Origin of the sequence: Stenotrophomonas sp. AB1(2024) (genome assembly GCF_037482345.1) — a bacterium.
Lineage (GTDB): Bacteria > Pseudomonadota > Gammaproteobacteria > Xanthomonadales > Xanthomonadaceae > Stenotrophomonas.
Genome location: NZ_JBBHKO020000001.1, coordinates 301,807 through 318,412 on the forward strand (window position 1 = coordinate 301,807; position 16,606 = coordinate 318,412).

The following is a 16,606-nucleotide window of genomic DNA, read 5'->3' on the forward strand; positions in this document are numbered from 1 at the left end:
CGCTCAGCGTCCGTCGAAAGTAGAAGAAGGGGGTACTACGGGGGCGACGGCCGGAACCGTCTTCTGCGCCTTGCGCAGCCGGGAATACAACGGAATCACCAGGCCCACCAGCACAAGGCCGGCGCCGACGAGCGCACCGGACAACAAGGCCACGATGATGGCCAGGCCGGTACTGGAATGAATGGCAGTGAACCCCAGGTTCAGGGTCATGGCCTGCGAATTGAGGGCACCGATGACAAGTCCGGCGACCAGGACCGCAAGCAGGATCAGCAGGCGTGCGACGTTCATGCGGTAGCTCCGTTCCCTTGGGGGTTAAGAGTAGCGGACCAGCGGTCCACTCCACCAGCTCAGGCCGGATCGCCTTCCAGCGGTACCACGGCGCTGACGCGCTCGCGCAGTTCCTTGCCTGGCTTGAAGTGCGGGACATGCTTGCCCGGCAATGCAACCGATTCCCCGGTCTTGGGGTTGCGCCCCAGCCTGGGGGGGCGGTAGTGCAACGAAAAACTGCCGAACCCACGGATCTCGATGCGATCCCCGCCGGCCAGCGCCCCGCCCATCATTTCCAGCAACGACTTCACCGCCAGATCGACATCGTCCGACTTCAGATGCGCCTGCCGGCGCGCCAGGATTTCGATCAACTCGGATTTGGTCATTGCGGACTCGCGTCGAGGGTCTCAAACCCTGAAACGGCCCGGACATGTGTCCGGGCCGTCCAGGAAACTACTGCTACGGGTAAGGCCGATTACTCGGACTTGTTGCCGTTCAGCTGGGCGCGCAGCAGCGCGCCGAGCTGGGTGGTGCCGCTGGACGCCGAAGAGGACTGGTATTCCTCCAGCACTTCGCGCATTTCGGCGTCGTCCTTGGCCTTGATCGACAGCTGCAGGGTACGACCCTTGCGATCCATGCCCACGAACTTCGCTTCAACCTTGTCGCCGACCTTCAGGAACTGGGTCGCGTCGTCGACACGCTCGTTGGCAACGTCACGAGCCGAGACGTAACCTTCGATGCCGTCAGCCAGTTCGATGGTAGCGCCCTTGGCGTCCACTTCCTTGACCACGCCTTCGACCTTCGAACCCTTCGGGTTGGCAGCCATGTACTGACCGAACGGATCCTGCTCCAGCTGCTTGACGCCCAGGCTGATGCGCTCGCGCTCCGGATCGACGGCCAGGACGACGGCGTCCAGGTTGTCGCCCTTCTTGAAGTTGCGGACCACGTCTTCGCCGGTGGTGTTCCAGCTGATGTCGGACAGGTGCACCAGGCCGTCGATACCACCGTCCAGGCCGATGAAGATGCCGAAGTCGGTGATCGACTTGATCTGGCCCGACACCTTGTCGCCCTTCTTGTGGATGGCAGCGAAGGTTTCCCACGGATTGGCGGCAACCTGCTTCATGCCCAGCGAGATGCGGCGACGCTCCTCGTCGACGTCCAGGACCATGACTTCAACTTCGTCACCGACCTGCACAACCTTGGACGGGTTGACGTTCTTGTTGGTCCAATCCATCTCGGAGACGTGCACCAGGCCTTCGACGCCCGGCTCGATCTCGACGAACGCGCCGTAATCGGTGACGTTGGAGACCTTGCCGAACACGCGGCTGTTGGCCGGGTAACGACGGGCGATGTTGTCCCACGGATCCTCGCCCAGCTGCTTCAGACCCAGCGAAACGCGGTTGCGCTCGCGGTCGAACTTCAGCACGCGCACGTCCAGCTCGTCGCCGACGTTCACGACTTCGGACGGATGGCGCACGCGCTTCCAGGCCATGTCGGTGATGTGCAGCAGGCCGTCGATGCCGCCCAGGTCCACGAACGCGCCGTAATCGGTCAGGTTCTTGACGACACCCTTCAGGATCGCGCCTTCCTGCAGCTTGTCCATCAGCTGCTCGCGCTCTTCCGAGTGCTCGCTTTCGACGACAGCGCGGCGCGAGACCACGACGTTGTTACGCTTGCGGTCCAGCTTGATGAGCTTGAATTCCAGCTCCTTGCCTTCCAGGTAGGCCGGGTCGCGCACCGGGCGCACATCCACCAGCGAACCGGGCAGGAACGCGCGGACATCCTTGATGTCCACGGTGAAACCACCCTTGACCTTGCCGCTGATGCGGCCGGTGATGGTTTCGTTCTTTTCCAGGGCTTCTTCCAGCTCGTCCCACACCATGGCGCGCTTGGCTTTCTCGCGCGACAGGACGGTTTCACCGAAGCCGTTCTCGATCGAGTCGAGGGCGACCTTGACGACATCGCCTTCGGCGACGTCGATTTCGCCGGCGTCGTTACGGAACTGTTCGATCGGCACGATGCCTTCGGACTTCAGGCCGGCGTTGATCACCACGACGTCGCCGCGGACTTCAACGACAACACCGCTGACGATGGCGCCCGGCTTCAGCTTGGCCAGATTGGCCTGGCTGGCTTCAAACAGTTCGGCAAATGATTCGGTCATTAGATTTACTCTGTTGGACACATGGGCATTGGTTCCCGCGAGGGGTTCCGTTTACTGCCCGCCTGTTGGTCGACCCCGGAAACGCAGGTCGTGTGTGAAGTAGGAAAACCGCCACGCATCATTGCGGGACGGAGCTTTTACTGCCTTGCATTGGTGCGACTGCTGCCGATGGACTGGCCGCCTCCATACAACGGATCAGGCACCTGAAACCGGAAGCAGTTCCAGAACCCTGGCAACGACTTCGTCGATGCCGATACCACTGGTGTCGATGACGACGGCATCGTCTGCCGGCTTCAGGGGCGCCACTGTGCGCTGTGCATCACGGGCGTCGCGGGCCATGATCTCGCGCAGGAGGTCATCAAAGTTAACAGAAACCCCCTTGTCTTTCAACTGGTTATGCCGGCGCTCGGCGCGCTCCTCGGCACTGGCCGTCAAGAAGACCTTGAACGGGGCATCAGGGAAGATCACCGTCCCCATGTCGCGGCCATCGGCCACCAGGCCGGGGAGAATCCTGAATGCGCGTTGACGCTCCTTCAGGGCGGCGCGGACCTCGGGAATGGCGGCAATGGCCGAGGCCAGGGCGCCGGTGGTCTCCAGCCGCAGCTCGTCGGTGGCGTCGGTCTCATTGACGATGACACGCAGCCCGCCGTCATCGGCTTCGACGAAGCGGACGTGGGTATCGAAGGTGCAGCGGACCAGCGCCGAGGCGTCGGAAGTATCGATATCGGCCCAGCTGGCGGCCACGCCCACGGCCCGGTACAGGGCGCCCGAATCCAGGTAATGCCAGCCCAGCCGGCGTGCGACAATGCGGCTGACGGTCCCCTTGCCGGCCCCGGACGGGCCGTCGATGGTGAGCACGGGAGTTGGCTGGTTCATGGGTTTCCCAGTGGATTTGACCCCCCATTCTAGCCCCTGCCCGACCGCTCCCGAGACCTTTTTGGTGCAACCACTTGAAAGGATGGAGAAAAGCCCGGTAGAATGGCGGGCTTGAACGAGCGTCACCTGCCGATTGTCATCTGCATATCGCGGCCGCGCTCCAACCGAATCCACGTTTACGCCGAGGTATGCAATGAAAGTCCTGTCTTCCCTGAAGTCGGCCAAGTCCCGTCACCGTGACTGCAAGGTCGTCCGTCGCCGCGGCAAGATCTTCGTGATCTGCAAGTCGAACCCGCGTTTCAAGGCTCGCCAGCGCTGAGCCTGGCGGCGTCACGATCCAAGGGTCGCGACCTGCCTGAATAAAAAGCCGCCTCCGGGCGGTTTTTTATTGCCAATTTTGTTGTAATCGCCGGTAGGTCGCGTCCATGGGTCGCGATGCCGTCGTTGGTCACGACCGCCGGTCGTGGCTCCTTTCTTGATGACTGGGGAGTAGATCGAGATGAAGCGTTACCTGACCACCCTGCCGTTGCTGGCCCTGCTGGCCTGCGCCGGCGCCCACGCCGACACCCTGCTGATCGACCGCACCAAGGAACAGGCCGCGCCGGTGGTGCCGGTCCGTGGCCAGACCGCGAGCCAGGTGTTGAGCACCTTCGGCGAACCCAGCGAGAAGCTGGAGCCGCGCGGCGGCCAGAAGCGCCAGTGGCCGACCATCAACCGCTGGGTCTACCCGATGTTCACCGTCTACTTCGAAAAGCAGAAGGTGATCGACGTGGTGGCCAACAAGGCCGCCGCCAACGAAGTCGGCCCGAAGCCGCCGATCCGCTGACCCACCAGAACGCCCGCCACCCGGCGGGCCATCGCACCGAGACCATGAACGACACGCTCCGCTTTCCGGCCGAATGGGAATCCCAGTCCGCCATCCTGATCGCCTGGCCCCACGCCGACACCGACTGGGCCGACCGCCTGGGTGACGTCGAGGACACCTACATCGCGCTGGTCGCGGCCATCACCCGCTTCCAGCCGGTGGTGATCATCGTGGCCGACGACGATCTGGAGGCGTACGCGGACGCGCGCCTGCGCTCCAACCGGATCGACACGGACCGCGTGCGTTTCGTCACCGCGCCGTACGACGACACCTGGCTGCGCGATTCGGGCCCGATCACGCTGCGCCGCGCCGACGGCGGCTTCCGCCTGCTGGACTTCCGCTTCACCGGTTGGGGCGGCAAGTTCGAGGCGAGCCTGGACGACCAGCTGGTGGGCGTGCTGCACGCGGCTGGGCTGTTCGCCGATGCCGAGCTGCAGAGCATTCCGTTCGCACTGGAAGGCGGGGCGATCGAGACCGATGGCGTGGGCACGCTGCTGACCACCTGGCAGTGCCTGCACGAGCGCCACCCGGACCGCGACCGTGCTTCGCTCAGCGCGGACATGGCGAGCTGGCTGGCGCAGGACCGGGTGCTGTGGCTGGACCACGGTTACCTGGAAGGCGACGACACCGACGCGCACATCGACACGCTGGCGCGCTTCGCGTCGGTGGACAGCATCGTGTACCAGGCCTGCGACGACGCCACTGATTCGCACCATGCCGAACTGCAGGCGATGGGCAACGAACTGGCCGCGCTGCGCACCGCCGACGGCCAGCCGTACCGGCTGTTCCCGCTGCCGTGGGCACGCCCGGTGATCGACGAAGGCCGTCGCCTGGCGGCGTCGTACGCCAATTACCTGATCCTCAACGGCGCGGTGCTGATGCCGGCCTACGGCGACGTGGCCGACGACGCGGCACGCGACGTGCTGGCCCAGGCCTACCCGGACCACGAGATCGTGCAGGTCCCCTGCCGCTCGCTGATCTGGCAGAACGGCAGCCTGCATTGCATCACCATGCAGTTGCCGGCTGGGTTGCTTGCTTCTTGAAGCACGTCGGCATTCGATGATTTCCCTGGCGCCGGGCTTTTGCCCGGCGCTTTTGGTTTTGGGCGAACAGCCGGCGGCCATCGCCTGGTCTGAGCTGGGCCGGCGGGTGCGGGGGTACGGGGGGCGCCGTGAACCCATCCTTGGGGGCTCTTGCGAAACATCCATGTTTCGCAAAGCCCCCGTACCCCCGCCCCCGCCGGCCCTCGACGGTGTGTTGGTGGCCACGGGAGATCAACGGCGGCACCGATCATGTTCATGCGTTACCGGGCGTATCGCCGAGCCGTAGAGCCACGCCATGCGTGGCTGCTCTTCCATCCGCAGGCGACCCAGCGTCGGGGCCGGCCGGCGGGCAGCCCACGTAGGGACTGTCAAAAACATGGATGTTTTTGCCAAGCCCCCATGGATGGGTTTACGGCGTGTCCCGTAGTGGGCTGCCCGTCGGCCGGCCCAGCCCGTAAAGGTGAACAGCTGCTCCTCGCGACCAGACACGCACCCCATTTATCGCCCAGCACGCCGCACACACCCATCCGCGATAAACTGCGTTTTTCCCCCTGCAGGACCCGCCCCGGATGAGCTCACGCCACACCCTTTCCGTCGCCCTGATCCAGGAGCGCAACCACGGTGACGCGGCCGCCAACCTGGCCGTGATCGAAGCGCGCGTGGCTGAAGCGGCTGCCCAGGGTGCCAAGCTGGTCCTGCTGCAGGAACTGCACAACGGCGCGTACTTCTGCCAGCACGAATCGGTCGATGAGTTCGACCTGGCCGAACCGATTCCCGGGCCGAGCACCGAGCGCCTTGGCGCGCTTGCGAAGAAGCATGGCGTGGTGATCGTCGGCTCGCTGTTCGAGCGACGCGCCGCCGGCCTGTACCACAACACCGCCGTGGTGTTCGAGAAGGACGGTACCCTGCTTGGCAAGTATCGCAAGATGCACATCCCGGACGATCCCGGCTTCTATGAGAAGTTCTACTTCACCCCCGGCGACATCGGCTTCAAGCCGATCGACACCTCGGTGGGCCGCCTCGGCGTGCTTGTGTGCTGGGACCAGTGGTACCCCGAAGCCGCGCGCCTGATGGCGCTGGCCGGTGCCGAGCTGCTGCTCTACCCCACCGCCATCGGCTGGGACCCGGACGACCAGAAGGACGAACAGGGCCGCCAGCGCGATGCGTGGGTGTTGAGCCACCGCGGCCATGCCGTGGCCAACGGCGTGCCGGTGCTGAGCTGCAACCGCGTCGGCCATGAGCCGTCGCCGCTGGGCGCATCGGGCATCCAGTTCTGGGGCAACAGCCATGTGCTGGGCCCGCAGGGTGAGTTCATCGCCGAAGCCGGCGGCGAGCCGACCGTGCTGGTCTGCGATGTCGACCTGCAACGCAGCGAACATGTCCGCCGCATCTGGCCGTTCCTGCGCGACCGCCGCATCGACGCCTACGGCGACCTGCTCAAGCGCTACATCGACTGACCCCACAGGAATCCTGACCCGTGACCGTGCTGCTGCGCGACGCCACCGATGCCGACATTCCGGCCATCACCGCCATCTATGCGGTGGAAGTAACCGACTTCGTCAACACCTACGAGTACGACGTTCCGGATGCGGCCGAGATGCAGCGGCGCATGCACGACATCGTCGCGCGCGGTTTCCCGTACATCGTCGCCGAGCTCGATGGCCAGGTTGCCGGCTACGCCTATGCCAATACTTACCGTGGCCGCGTCGCCTACCAGTGGACGGTGGAAAACTCCGTCTACGTCGATGCCGCGTTCCAGGGCAAGGGCGTCGGCACTGCGTTGATGCAGGGCCTGATCGATGCCTGCGTCGCCCGTGGCTACCGGCAGATGGTGGCAGTGATCGGCGAACCGTCCAATACCGCGTCGATCAAGCTGCACGAACGCTTCGGCTTCCACCTGGTCGGCATTTTCCGTGGCCTGGGCCGCAAGCATGGACGCTGGCTGGATACGGTGCAGATGCAGCGCGCGCTCGGCGATGGTACCGACAGCGCCCCTTCGAATGAATGATGAAATGACTGAAATCCTGATGGACGACAACGGCGACACCCTGTTCGCCGGCCAACCCGTACGCGTGGTCGAGCGCGATGGCGTGCGCTATACCCTGCTGGGCACCGCACACGTTTCGCAGGCCAGCGTGGAGGTGGTGGAACGCGCCATCAACAGCGGCCGCTTCGATGCGGTCGCGGTGGAGCTGGATCCGCAGCGCCTGCAGGCGCTGACCAATCCCGATGCACTGGCCAAGCTCGACCTGGTCGAGGTGATCCGCAAGGGTCGCGTGGCGCTGTTCGCCGCCAACCTCGCCCTGGCCGCCTACCAGCGCCGCCTGGCCGAGCAGCTGGGCATCGAGCCGGGCGCGGAACTCAAGCGGGCCGTAAGCCTGGCCAACGCGCACAACCTGCCGGTGCACCTGATCGACCGCGAAGTGGGCCTGACCTTCAAGCGCGCGTCGCAGCGGCTGGGCTTCTCCGGCAAGATCAAGCTGGTCATGGGCCTGGGTGCCGGCCTGTTCGCCTCCGAAGACGTCGGCGAAGACGAAATCGAGAAGCTCAAGCAGGGCGACATGCTGGAAGCCAGCTTCGGCGAGTTCGCCAGCGAGAACCCGGCCCTGTACGAGACCATCATCGGCGAGCGTGACCGCTACATGGCCACCCGCCTGCGCGAGGTGCACGACCCGTCGCAGCACGAGGCCCAAGGCCCGCGGCAGCGCGAAGTTCTCGCCGTGGTCGGTGCCGGCCACCTGGCCGGGCTGGCGAAGTACCTGGAAACCGATACCGAAGCACCTGGCCCGCTGCGCGCCTCGCTGGAGGACGTGCCGAAGAAGCGCAACATCCCGTGGATCACGCTGACCATCCTGGCGGTGGTGCTGGCCGGCATCGCGGTCGGCTTCTATCGTGGCGGACTGGGCGTCGGCACCGAACTGCTGGCGGTGTGGGCGATGTACACCGGCGGCCTGGCCGGGTTGGGCTGCCTGTTGGCCGGCAGCCATCCGCTGAGCATCCTCACCGCGATCGTGGTGGCGCCGTTCAAACCGTTCCGCCTGAGCATCCCCACCGGTGCATTTGCCGCGCTGGTCGAAGCACGCCTGCGCAAGCCGGCGTACGAGGATTTCCTCAAGCTGCGCGATGACGCGCAGAGCGTGCGCGGCTGGTACCGCAACCGCGTCACCCGGGTCGTGCTGACCTTCATGCTGACCAACCTGGGCAGCATGCTGGGGTTGTGGCTGACCGGGTTCCAGGTATGGAACAAGGTCGGCGGTTGATACCGACCGTTCGCCGCTGCGAATGGTGATTCACCCCTTGGGCCGGCCAACGGCCGGCGCTACCGCGATGCCCAAGTCCCCGGTAGCGCCGGCCGTTGGCCGGCCCACGCGATGCATCACCATTCCCCGGTAGCGCCGGCCGCTGGCCGGCCCACGCGATGCAACACCATTCCCCGGTAGCGCCGGCTGTTGGCCGGCCCACGCGATGCAACACCATTCCCCGGTAGCGCCGGCCGTTGGCCGGCCGTGGGAACCCGTCATCAGGCCGGTTCGATCACCGCTTCGCTGCCCTTGGGCGGCAATCCCCTCGCCCGCCGCACGATGCGGGCTACGTTGATGCTCATGTCGTCGAGCATGGCGTAGATGGTTGGCAGGAACAGCAGGCTGACCACCGTGGAGAAGGCCAGGCCGCCGGCAATGGCGCGGGCCATCGGGTAGTACGGCGGGCCATCGCCGAGCAGCTGGGTGTCGGTCAACGAGATCGGCACCATCGCCAGGATGGCCGTGCCCATCGTCATCATGATCGGGCGCAACCGCTCACGCGAGCCTTCCACCAGTGCCTGGGTGCGGGCCATGCCGCGCCTGCGCAGGTTGTTGATGTGCTCGATCATCACGATGCCGTTGTTCACCACCACCCCCATCAGCACCAGGATGCCGATGAAGGACATGATGCCGAACGAGGTACCGGTGAGCCAGAACAGCCAGAACACGCCGAAGATCGAGAACAGCACCCCGCTCATGATCGCGGCCGGGAACAGCAGCGATTCGAACACCGCCGCCATCACCACGTAGATCATCACCAGCGCGATCAGCAGGTTGAACATCATCTGCTGCATGGCCTCGTTGTCGTCGCCGAAGTCGCCGCCGTCGAAGGTGAAGGAATACCCAGCCGGGAAGTTCATCGGCTTGAGCGTTTCCTCCATCGCCTTGCGTCCTTCCGGCGCGGTCACCTTCTCGGCCAGGTTGGCCTTGATGGTCAACGTGGTCTGGCGATTGGTCCGGCCGACGCGGGTGGCGGACGGCTTGATGCTGACGTCGACCAGGCTCAGCAGCGGTACCGAGCGACCATCGCCGGTGCGCACGGTGAAGCTGGCCAGGTCTTCCGGGCTGCTCTGTTCGGCGCCGGCAAAACGCACCCACACCGGTACTTCGCTGTCACCGCGACGGAACTCGCGCAACGGTGCACCGCGCAGCGCCAGGCCGACGAAGCTGGCGACCTGCTCGGCATTGAAGCCGAACGCGGCAGCACGTTCGCGGTCGACATGGATGGACAGCTCGCTGCCCTTCTCGCCATTGTCGATGCGCACATCGCGCAGTTCCTTGCGCTGGGCCAGCAGCGGCACTACGTCTTCGCCGATTTCCTGCAGCATCTGGGTCGAGTCGCCGATCAGCTGTACTTCCACGCCCTTGCCGCCACCGCCGCCACCGTCGCCGCCCTGGTTGCCGACGATGTAGTCGGCACGCGCCGAGCGCGGCAGGCCCTTGCGCAGCGACTCCTGCACGGCGGCCATGTTGCCCGCGTGCTTTGCGTCCAGGGTCACGATGGTGCTGCTTCCTTCCTGTTCGCTGTACCAGGAATACACCTGGGTGATGTGCAGCTTCTCGCGGTTCTGGTCCAGGTACCGCTCGACCCGCGCCACCTCGTCGGACATCTGCGCGCGGGTGTAGGCCCCCTTCCAGTTGTAGCCGATGAAGACATCGGTACCCCCTTCACCACCGAACATGTCGATCTTGGTCAGCTTCATCGGCACCAGGCTGATCAGCACCACCATGACGATGCCGAACACGCTCCAGCCACGGTGCTCCAGCGTCCATTGCAGCAGCTTCGCGTAACGGCGCTGCAGCCGCGCGATCACGCCGGTCTGCGAGTGGACCAGCTTGGGCGTCTGCATGCGCGCGGACAGCATTGGGATCAGGCTGACCGCCACCAGCCATGAGGCCATCAGCGAGACCGAGATGGTGATCGCGATCTGCGCCATGAAAATACTGATGTTGTTGGTCTCGCCGAACAGGTTCGGCACGAACACGATGCAGTGGCACAGGGTGCCGGCGCTGAGCGCGATGGCCACGTTGCGGGTGCCGACGATCGATGCCTGCACCGGCTGGTCGGGCATGCGCTCGCGCTCCTGGTAGATGCTCTCCACCACCACCACCGCGTTGTCCACCAGCATGCCAACCGCCAGCAGCAGGCCCATCATGGTCAGGATGTTGAGCGTGACCCCAACAAAGTACATGAAGCCCAGGGTGATCACGAAACAGATCGGGATCGCCAGGGTCACCATCAGCGTCGACGGCCAATGGCGCAGGAAGAAGAACAGCACCGTCACCGACAGCAGCAGGCCGACCGCGCCGGCCTCGGCCAGTTCCAGCAGCGACGAGGTGACTGTCTTGCCCTGGTTGTCGATCACCTTGATGTTCACATCGCGCATCGAGGGCTGCCTGCGGATCGATTCCACCTCGGCCAGCGCGCCGCGCGAGACTTCCACCAGGTTGGCGCTGCGCTCCTTGTAGATGTCCAGGCCCACCGCCGGGTTGCCATCCAGGCGTCGGCCGTAGCTCATGCGCGAGGCCTTGAGCCGGACCTCGGCGATGTCGCCCAGGCGCAGGCCCTTGGTATCGATGACCAGATCGCGCAGTTCCTGCAGGTCGGTGATTTCGCCCACCGGCTGGATCCGTACACGTTGGCCGTTGTCGTCGATCTGCCCGGCCGAGATCGAGAAGTTGAGCGTGCGCAGCCGATCGCTGAGCTCGTTGATGCTCAGGTTGTGTGCCGTGAGGCGATCGGCATCGATCGCGATCTCGACTTCGTTCGGTGGGGCGCCGGAGATCTCCACCCGCGCCACCCCGGGGATGCGTTCGATCCGCCGCTTGAACTCGCGGTCAAGCATGTCGTACGCGCCGGTAAGGTCGGTGGTACTGGCCAGGCGCACCTTCAGCACCGGCTCATCGCTGCTGGACCACTTGAACACGTTGTAGCGCTGCAGGTCGTCGGGAAGGTCGCTGCGGATCGCATCGATGCGTTCGCGCGCGTCGGACGCGGCGATGGCGATGTCGCGGTCCCAGTCGGTGAACTCGATGAAGATGCTGGCACCTTCGGCGGTGGCCTGGGAGCGCATGCGCTTGATCCCGGTCATCGTGGCCAGTGCTTCCTCGGTCGGCCGGATGATGGTGCGTTCCACTTCCTCCGGGGTCGAGCCGGTATAGGGCACCTGCACGAACAGGAACGGTGCGGAAATGTCCGGCAGCGCCTCCAGCGGCAACCGGAACGAGGCGATCAGGCCCACCACCACCAGCGAGACGAAACACATGATGGTGGTGATGGGGCGGCGGATGGAGAACTCGGCGATGCTCATGCCGGCTCCTGTGCCGCACCGCCGGCGGCATTGGCATCGGCAGCACCCCGATGGTGATGGCGACCGCGCTCGCGGTAGTAGGCATCGCCACGGCGATCGAGCAGGTCATACACCACCGGGATCACCAGCAGGGTCAACAGCGTGGAGACGAGCAGGCCGCCGATCACGGTAATTGCCATCGGTGCACGCACTTCCGCGCCCTCGCCCATCGCCACCGCCAGCGGCAGGAAGCCGAACAGCGTGCACAGGGTGGTCATGATGATCGGGCGAAGGCGCGAGCGTGCTCCTTCCACCAGCGCCTCATGCTTGGTCACGCCGGCCTCGCGCAGCTGGTTGACCTTGTCGATCAGGATGATCGCGTTCTTGGTCACCAGCCCGACCAGCAGGATCAGGCCGATGAACACCACCACCGAGATCGGCTTGCCGGTCAGCATCAGCGCCAGGATCGCACCCACCAGTGCCAGCGGGATGGTGAACAGGATGACGAACGGGTGCAGCAGCGATTCGAACTGCGAGGCCATCACCAGGTAGACCAGGAAGATCGCCAGCCCGAAGGCGAAGATCAGCGAGCGCGCCGATTCGGCCAGCTCCTCGCCCTGCCCGCCGATGTGCATGCCTACGCCCGCACCCAATGGCTCCTTGGCGACCATGTCCTGCACTTCGCGCACGGCGCCGCCCAGGTCGATGTCGCGCAGGTTGGCCGACACCACCGCCACGCGGGTCTGGTCGGCACGGTGGATCTCGCTGGGGCCGTTGGTGGCCACCACTTCGGCCACTGCATCCAGCGTCACCGGGCGCGTGCTGCCCGGGTTGACGATCAGCCGGCGGATGCTGTCCACGCTGGCGCGGTCGCCTTCCTGGGCACGCACCAGCACGTCGATCTTGCGGTCGCGGAAGCTGTAGCGCGTGGCCACGTCACCGCGCACCTTCTTGACCACCACGTCGGCAATCTGCCGCGTGGTCAGGCCCAGCGCACCGGCGCGCTCCTGGTCGAAGCGGATCTGGATTTCCGGGAAGCCCTCTTCCACGGTCGACTTCACGTCGGCGTAGTGCGGGTTGCTGCGCAGGCGTGCCGCCAGCGCCTGGCCGGCACGTTCCAGCGTGGCCATGTCCTGGCCGCGCAGCTCCACTTCCAGCGGCGTGGAGAAGCTGAACAGCGCCGGCCGCGCGAAATCTACCTGCACGCCCGGATGGCTGCGCATCGAATCGCGCAGGCGTTCGGTGATCTCGGCCTCGGCACGGGCGCTGCCGCCATCGGCCATCACCACGGTGAGCTTGCCGATGTTCTCGCCGCTCTCGGTCGGGCTGGCATCCAACCGCGTGCCGCTGCCACTGACGCCATACAGCGAGGTGATGCTGCCGTCCTTGGCATGCGCCAACTGCAGCTCACGGACCAGCGCATCGGTCTGCTTCAGCGGCGTGCCGGCGGGCAGCTTGGCGGTCATTTCGAAGCGGTCCTGGGCCAGCTGCGGAATCAGGTCCGCTCCCAGCATCGGCACCAGTGCCAGCGTTGCCACGAAGGCCAGCGCGGCCAGGCCCAGCACCTTGCCCGGGTGGGCCAGAGCGTTCGGCAGCAGCCGCAGGTAGCCGCGTTCGGCACCGGCATACGGCTTCATGGCCAGATCGCTGGCCTTGCGCATCACCGGCCCGATCACCGCCACCAGCAGGCGCCACGCACGCACGATTGCCCAGGCGATGCCGAACACCGTCCAGCGCACCAGTGCACCCAGGCCACGGCGGCCACCGGCGACCGGCTTCAGCCAGCGCCGCTGCGGCTGCCATGCCGCGTGCGCCGGCTCTTCCGGGAACGCCAGCGGCGGGCGACCCTTGAGCGAGCTCAACATCGGGATCAGGGTCATGGCCACCAGCAGCGAGATCGCGATGGCGATGGCCACGGTCAACGCCTGGTCGCGGAACAGCTGGCCGGCAATGCCGTCGACGAACACCAGCGGCAGGAACACCGCGATGGTGGTCAGCGTGGAGGCCACCACGGCCATGCTCACTTCGCGGGTACCGGTAATGGCGGCCTGCAGGATGCCCAGGCCGCGCTCACGCGCCTTGGCAATGCTTTCCAGCACCACGATCGAATCGTCCACCACCAGGCCGGTGGCCAGCGCCAGCCCGCCCAGCGACATCACGTTCAAGCTCAGGCCCAGCTGGCCCATGAAGAAGAACGTGGTGATGATCGAGACCGGCAGCGACAGGCTGATCACGAACGTACTCCAGCCATCGCGCAGGAACAGGAAGATGATCAGGATGGCCAGCAGGCCGCCGATCACCGCGTCCTTCTTGACGTCGCTGATGGCGTGTTCGATGAAGCGCGACTGGTCCTCGATGGTGGTCAGTTCGGCATCACCGGGAATCTGCGCCTTGATCTGTTCAAGCTTCGCGCGCAGCGCTTCGGCGGTGGCCACGGTGTTGGCGTCGCCTTCCTTGTAGATCGCCAGTTCGACCGCTTCGCGGCCGCCAAGGCGGATGATCGCTTCGCGTTCCTTGAAGCCCTGGCGAACGGTTGCCACGTCCTTCAGCCGCATCGGCACCCCGTTGGCCACGGTGGTGGAACTGCTGCTGGAGGCGCTCTGCGCGGCCGAGGCAGCGGCAACTGCGGCGTCCGAGCCGGTCGAGGCGGCAATGGCGAACATCTGCTGCATGGCCGCGTCGGCGGCGCTGCCGTTGCTGCCCTGGGTGGTCACCAGCAGGTTGCGGATGTCTTCCAGATCGGCGAACTGGTTAACGGTACGCACCAGGAAACGCTGCGAGCCTTCTTCCAGGCGGCCGCCGGAAATGTTGATGTTCTCTTCCTTGAGCCGCTTGATGACGGTGTCGATCGGCAGGTTGAGCTGGGCCAGCTTCTGCTGGTCGATATCCACCTGGATCTCGTCTTCCAGGCCACCGCCCACCTTCACCGCCGCCACCCCGGCCACCGGTTCGAGCTTCTTCTTCAGGTCTTCATCGGCATAGCGGCGCAGCGCGGTGAGCTGGCGCACGGCGTCGGCATCGCTGGCCGGGTCGCCCTTGGCCGCGATCACCAGCCGCATGATCGGCGCGGTGGAGGGATTGAAGCGCAGCAGCACCGGGGCCTTGGCCTCCAGCGGCAGGTTCAGCGCTTCCATCTTGTCGCGTACCTCCAGGCTGGCCTGGTCCATGTTGGTACCCCAGGCGAACTCCAGCACCACGTCGCTCTGGCCGGTCCGCGAGATCGACTTGAGCTTGCGCAGGTTCTTGACCACGCCCACGGCTTCTTCAACCGGCTCGGTGATCAATGTTTCGATCTCGGTCGGTGCTGCGCCGGTGTACTCGGTACGCACGGTCAGCGTGGGGTAGCTCAGGTCCGGCAGCAGGTTGACCTTGAGGTTGCCCAGCGCGATCAGGCCGAACAGCACCAGCGTGATCATGAACATGAAAATGGTGACGCGGCGGCGGGTGGCGAATTCCACCAGGCCGCCGCCGGGAGCAGCCGGGCCCTCGCCCGGATGCGGTTCGCTGCCGTGGTCGTGGCCGGCCGAACTCATTGGCGGGTCTCCGCCTTGGCCGGTGCGGCCTTGCTGGCCACGGCGGTGGGCGGCTTGTCGCCGATCACCTGCACGGCGGTGCCGTCGCGCAGGGCGACCTTGCCGGCAGTGACTACCTTGTCGCCCACCGCCAGGCCATCACGGATTTCCACCCACGGGCCTTCGGCGTAGCCGAGCTTGACCGGCACCCGTGCGACCTTGCCGTCACGCACGCGGAACACCGCCGGGTCGCCATCATCGAGCAGGGCCAGGCGCGGCACCACCAGCGCATCGGCGCGCTGGTCGTAATCGATGCGGATGCGCCCGAACATGCCCGGCTGCAGGCCGATGGCATCTTCACCAAAGCCACTGACCACCCGGAACGTACCGCTGCCGGCATCCACCACCGGCGCGATGCGGTCCACCGTGCCGGGGAAGGATTTGCCCGGCAGCGCATCGGCCACCAGCGTCACCGGCTGGCCGGGACGCAGCGTGGCCAGTTCGCGTTCGGGCACGTTGAGCGTAGCTTCCAGCCGCGAGTTGTCGACGATGCGGAAGATCGGCGTGTTGATCTGCACGAAGTTGCCGGTCTTGATCGAACGCGAGGCGATCACGCCCGAGATCGGCGCCACCACGGTGGTGTAGGACAGCTCCAGCGTGGCCAGGCGGTACTGGGCGCGGGCATTTTCCAGGTCGTAGCGCAGCTGGTCGACGTCGGCGGCACTGACCATCTGCTGGCCCACCAGTTTCTGGGCGCGCTGGAAGCTGTTCTCCAGCTTGCGCATCTGCGCTTCGCTCTGGGCCACGGCCAGGCGCGCACGGTCCGGGTCCAGTCGCACCAGCGGCTGCCCGGCACGCACCTGCTGGCCTTCTTCGACCAGCACGGCCAGGGCCACGCCCGAGGTTTTCGCCACCACCTGCGATTCGGCGCGCGCTTCCAGCGCGGCGGTGCCGGTGTAGCTGGCCGCGACCGCACGCCGGGTGGCCGCCACGGCCTCCACCGGTACGGCGTCGGGTCCCTTTTCGGCCTTGGGGTCCTTCTCGGCCGCGGCGGCATCGCCGGCCGGGCCAGCGGCGCCGCACCCGCCCAGCAGCAGCGTAGTGGTAATGAGCAGCGCCGCGGCGCAGGTTCCGGTGCGGCCGGGCAGAAGAGAGATTCGCAACATCGTCGTGTCCCTGAAGGATGCGTGAGCAGGTGTGGTAGCAAAGTATTGCACCACGTCACGACTACACCATATCCCAAAGGTCATGGTGACCTGCGGCCGCTCGTCGGCAATGCCCGGTTTCAGC

Annotated in this window: 13 protein-coding genes; 6 read left to right on the forward strand and 7 right to left on the reverse strand. The window is 65.8% G+C overall.

Annotated elements, in window-relative coordinates:
* Nucleotides 1-3 precede the first annotated feature (3 nt).
* From WIX41_RS01280 to cmk, 4 genes are all read right to left on the reverse strand, one after another.
* Nucleotides 4-288, reverse strand: coding sequence for a LapA family protein (locus WIX41_RS01280; protein WP_339445386.1), 285 nt, complete (start codon nucleotides 286-288; stop codon nucleotides 4-6).
* 59 nt (nucleotides 289-347) lie between these two features.
* Nucleotides 348-653: an integration host factor subunit beta gene (locus tag WIX41_RS01285; protein WP_339445387.1), complete on the reverse strand. Its 306-nt coding sequence runs from the start codon at nucleotides 651-653 to the stop codon at nucleotides 348-350.
* 89 nt (nucleotides 654-742) lie between these two features.
* Nucleotides 743-2,428 carry a 30S ribosomal protein S1 gene (rpsA, locus tag WIX41_RS01290; protein ID WP_070209366.1) on the reverse strand — a complete coding sequence of 562 codons (1,686 nt, stop codon included), beginning with the start codon at nucleotides 2,426-2,428 and terminating at the stop codon, nucleotides 743-745.
* Between the two features lie 195 nt (nucleotides 2,429-2,623).
* The gene (gene cmk / locus WIX41_RS01295) at nucleotides 2,624-3,304 is read right to left on the reverse strand and encodes a (d)CMP kinase (RefSeq protein WP_339449385.1); all 681 of its coding nucleotides are present in this window, start codon (nucleotides 3,302-3,304) and stop codon (nucleotides 2,624-2,626) included.
* Nucleotides 3,305-3,497: 193 nt separating this feature from the next.
* Between cmk and ykgO the strand changes: the two genes are divergently transcribed.
* From ykgO to WIX41_RS01325, 6 genes are all read left to right on the forward strand, one after another.
* Nucleotides 3,498-3,623, forward strand: coding sequence for a type B 50S ribosomal protein L36 (gene ykgO, locus WIX41_RS01300; protein ID WP_017355593.1), 126 nt, complete (start codon nucleotides 3,498-3,500; stop codon nucleotides 3,621-3,623).
* Nucleotides 3,624-3,803: 180 nt separating this feature from the next.
* Nucleotides 3,804-4,130 (forward strand): hypothetical protein, encoded by a 327-nt coding sequence (locus WIX41_RS01305; RefSeq protein WP_339445388.1) that lies wholly within the window; start codon nucleotides 3,804-3,806, stop codon nucleotides 4,128-4,130.
* Nucleotides 4,131-4,174: 44 nt separating this feature from the next.
* Nucleotides 4,175-5,212, forward strand: coding sequence for an agmatine deiminase family protein (locus tag WIX41_RS01310; RefSeq protein ID WP_339445389.1), 1,038 nt, complete (start codon nucleotides 4,175-4,177; stop codon nucleotides 5,210-5,212).
* Between the two features lie 569 nt (nucleotides 5,213-5,781).
* Nucleotides 5,782-6,669: a carbon-nitrogen hydrolase gene (locus WIX41_RS01315; protein ID WP_339445390.1), complete on the forward strand. Its 888-nt coding sequence runs from the start codon at nucleotides 5,782-5,784 to the stop codon at nucleotides 6,667-6,669.
* Between the two features lie 20 nt (nucleotides 6,670-6,689).
* Nucleotides 6,690-7,220: a GNAT family N-acetyltransferase gene (locus WIX41_RS01320; RefSeq protein WP_339445391.1), complete on the forward strand. Its 531-nt coding sequence runs from the start codon at nucleotides 6,690-6,692 to the stop codon at nucleotides 7,218-7,220.
* Nucleotides 7,213-8,472, forward strand: coding sequence for a TraB/GumN family protein (locus WIX41_RS01325; protein ID WP_409187294.1), 1,260 nt, complete (start codon nucleotides 7,213-7,215; stop codon nucleotides 8,470-8,472). Before WIX41_RS01320 ends, WIX41_RS01325 begins: the two co-directional genes overlap by 8 nt.
* A gap of 260 nt (nucleotides 8,473-8,732) precedes the next feature.
* On the opposite strand, the gene WIX41_RS01330 is transcribed toward WIX41_RS01325, so the two are convergent.
* The 3 genes from WIX41_RS01330 to WIX41_RS01340 are packed head-to-tail and all read right to left on the reverse strand — an operon-like array spanning nucleotide 8,733 to nucleotide 16,482.
* Nucleotides 8,733-11,825: an efflux RND transporter permease subunit gene (locus WIX41_RS01330; protein WP_339445393.1), complete on the reverse strand. Its 3,093-nt coding sequence runs from the start codon at nucleotides 11,823-11,825 to the stop codon at nucleotides 8,733-8,735.
* The gene (locus tag WIX41_RS01335; RefSeq protein ID WP_339445394.1) at nucleotides 11,822-15,337 is read right to left on the reverse strand and encodes an efflux RND transporter permease subunit; all 3,516 of its coding nucleotides are present in this window, start codon (nucleotides 15,335-15,337) and stop codon (nucleotides 11,822-11,824) included. Before WIX41_RS01335 ends, WIX41_RS01330 begins: the two co-directional genes overlap by 4 nt.
* Nucleotides 15,334-16,482 (reverse strand): efflux RND transporter periplasmic adaptor subunit, encoded by a 1,149-nt coding sequence (locus WIX41_RS01340; RefSeq protein ID WP_339445395.1) that lies wholly within the window; start codon nucleotides 16,480-16,482, stop codon nucleotides 15,334-15,336. The genes WIX41_RS01335 and WIX41_RS01340 overlap by 4 nt, the downstream gene beginning before the upstream one ends.
* Nucleotides 16,483-16,606: the final 124 nt, after the last annotated feature.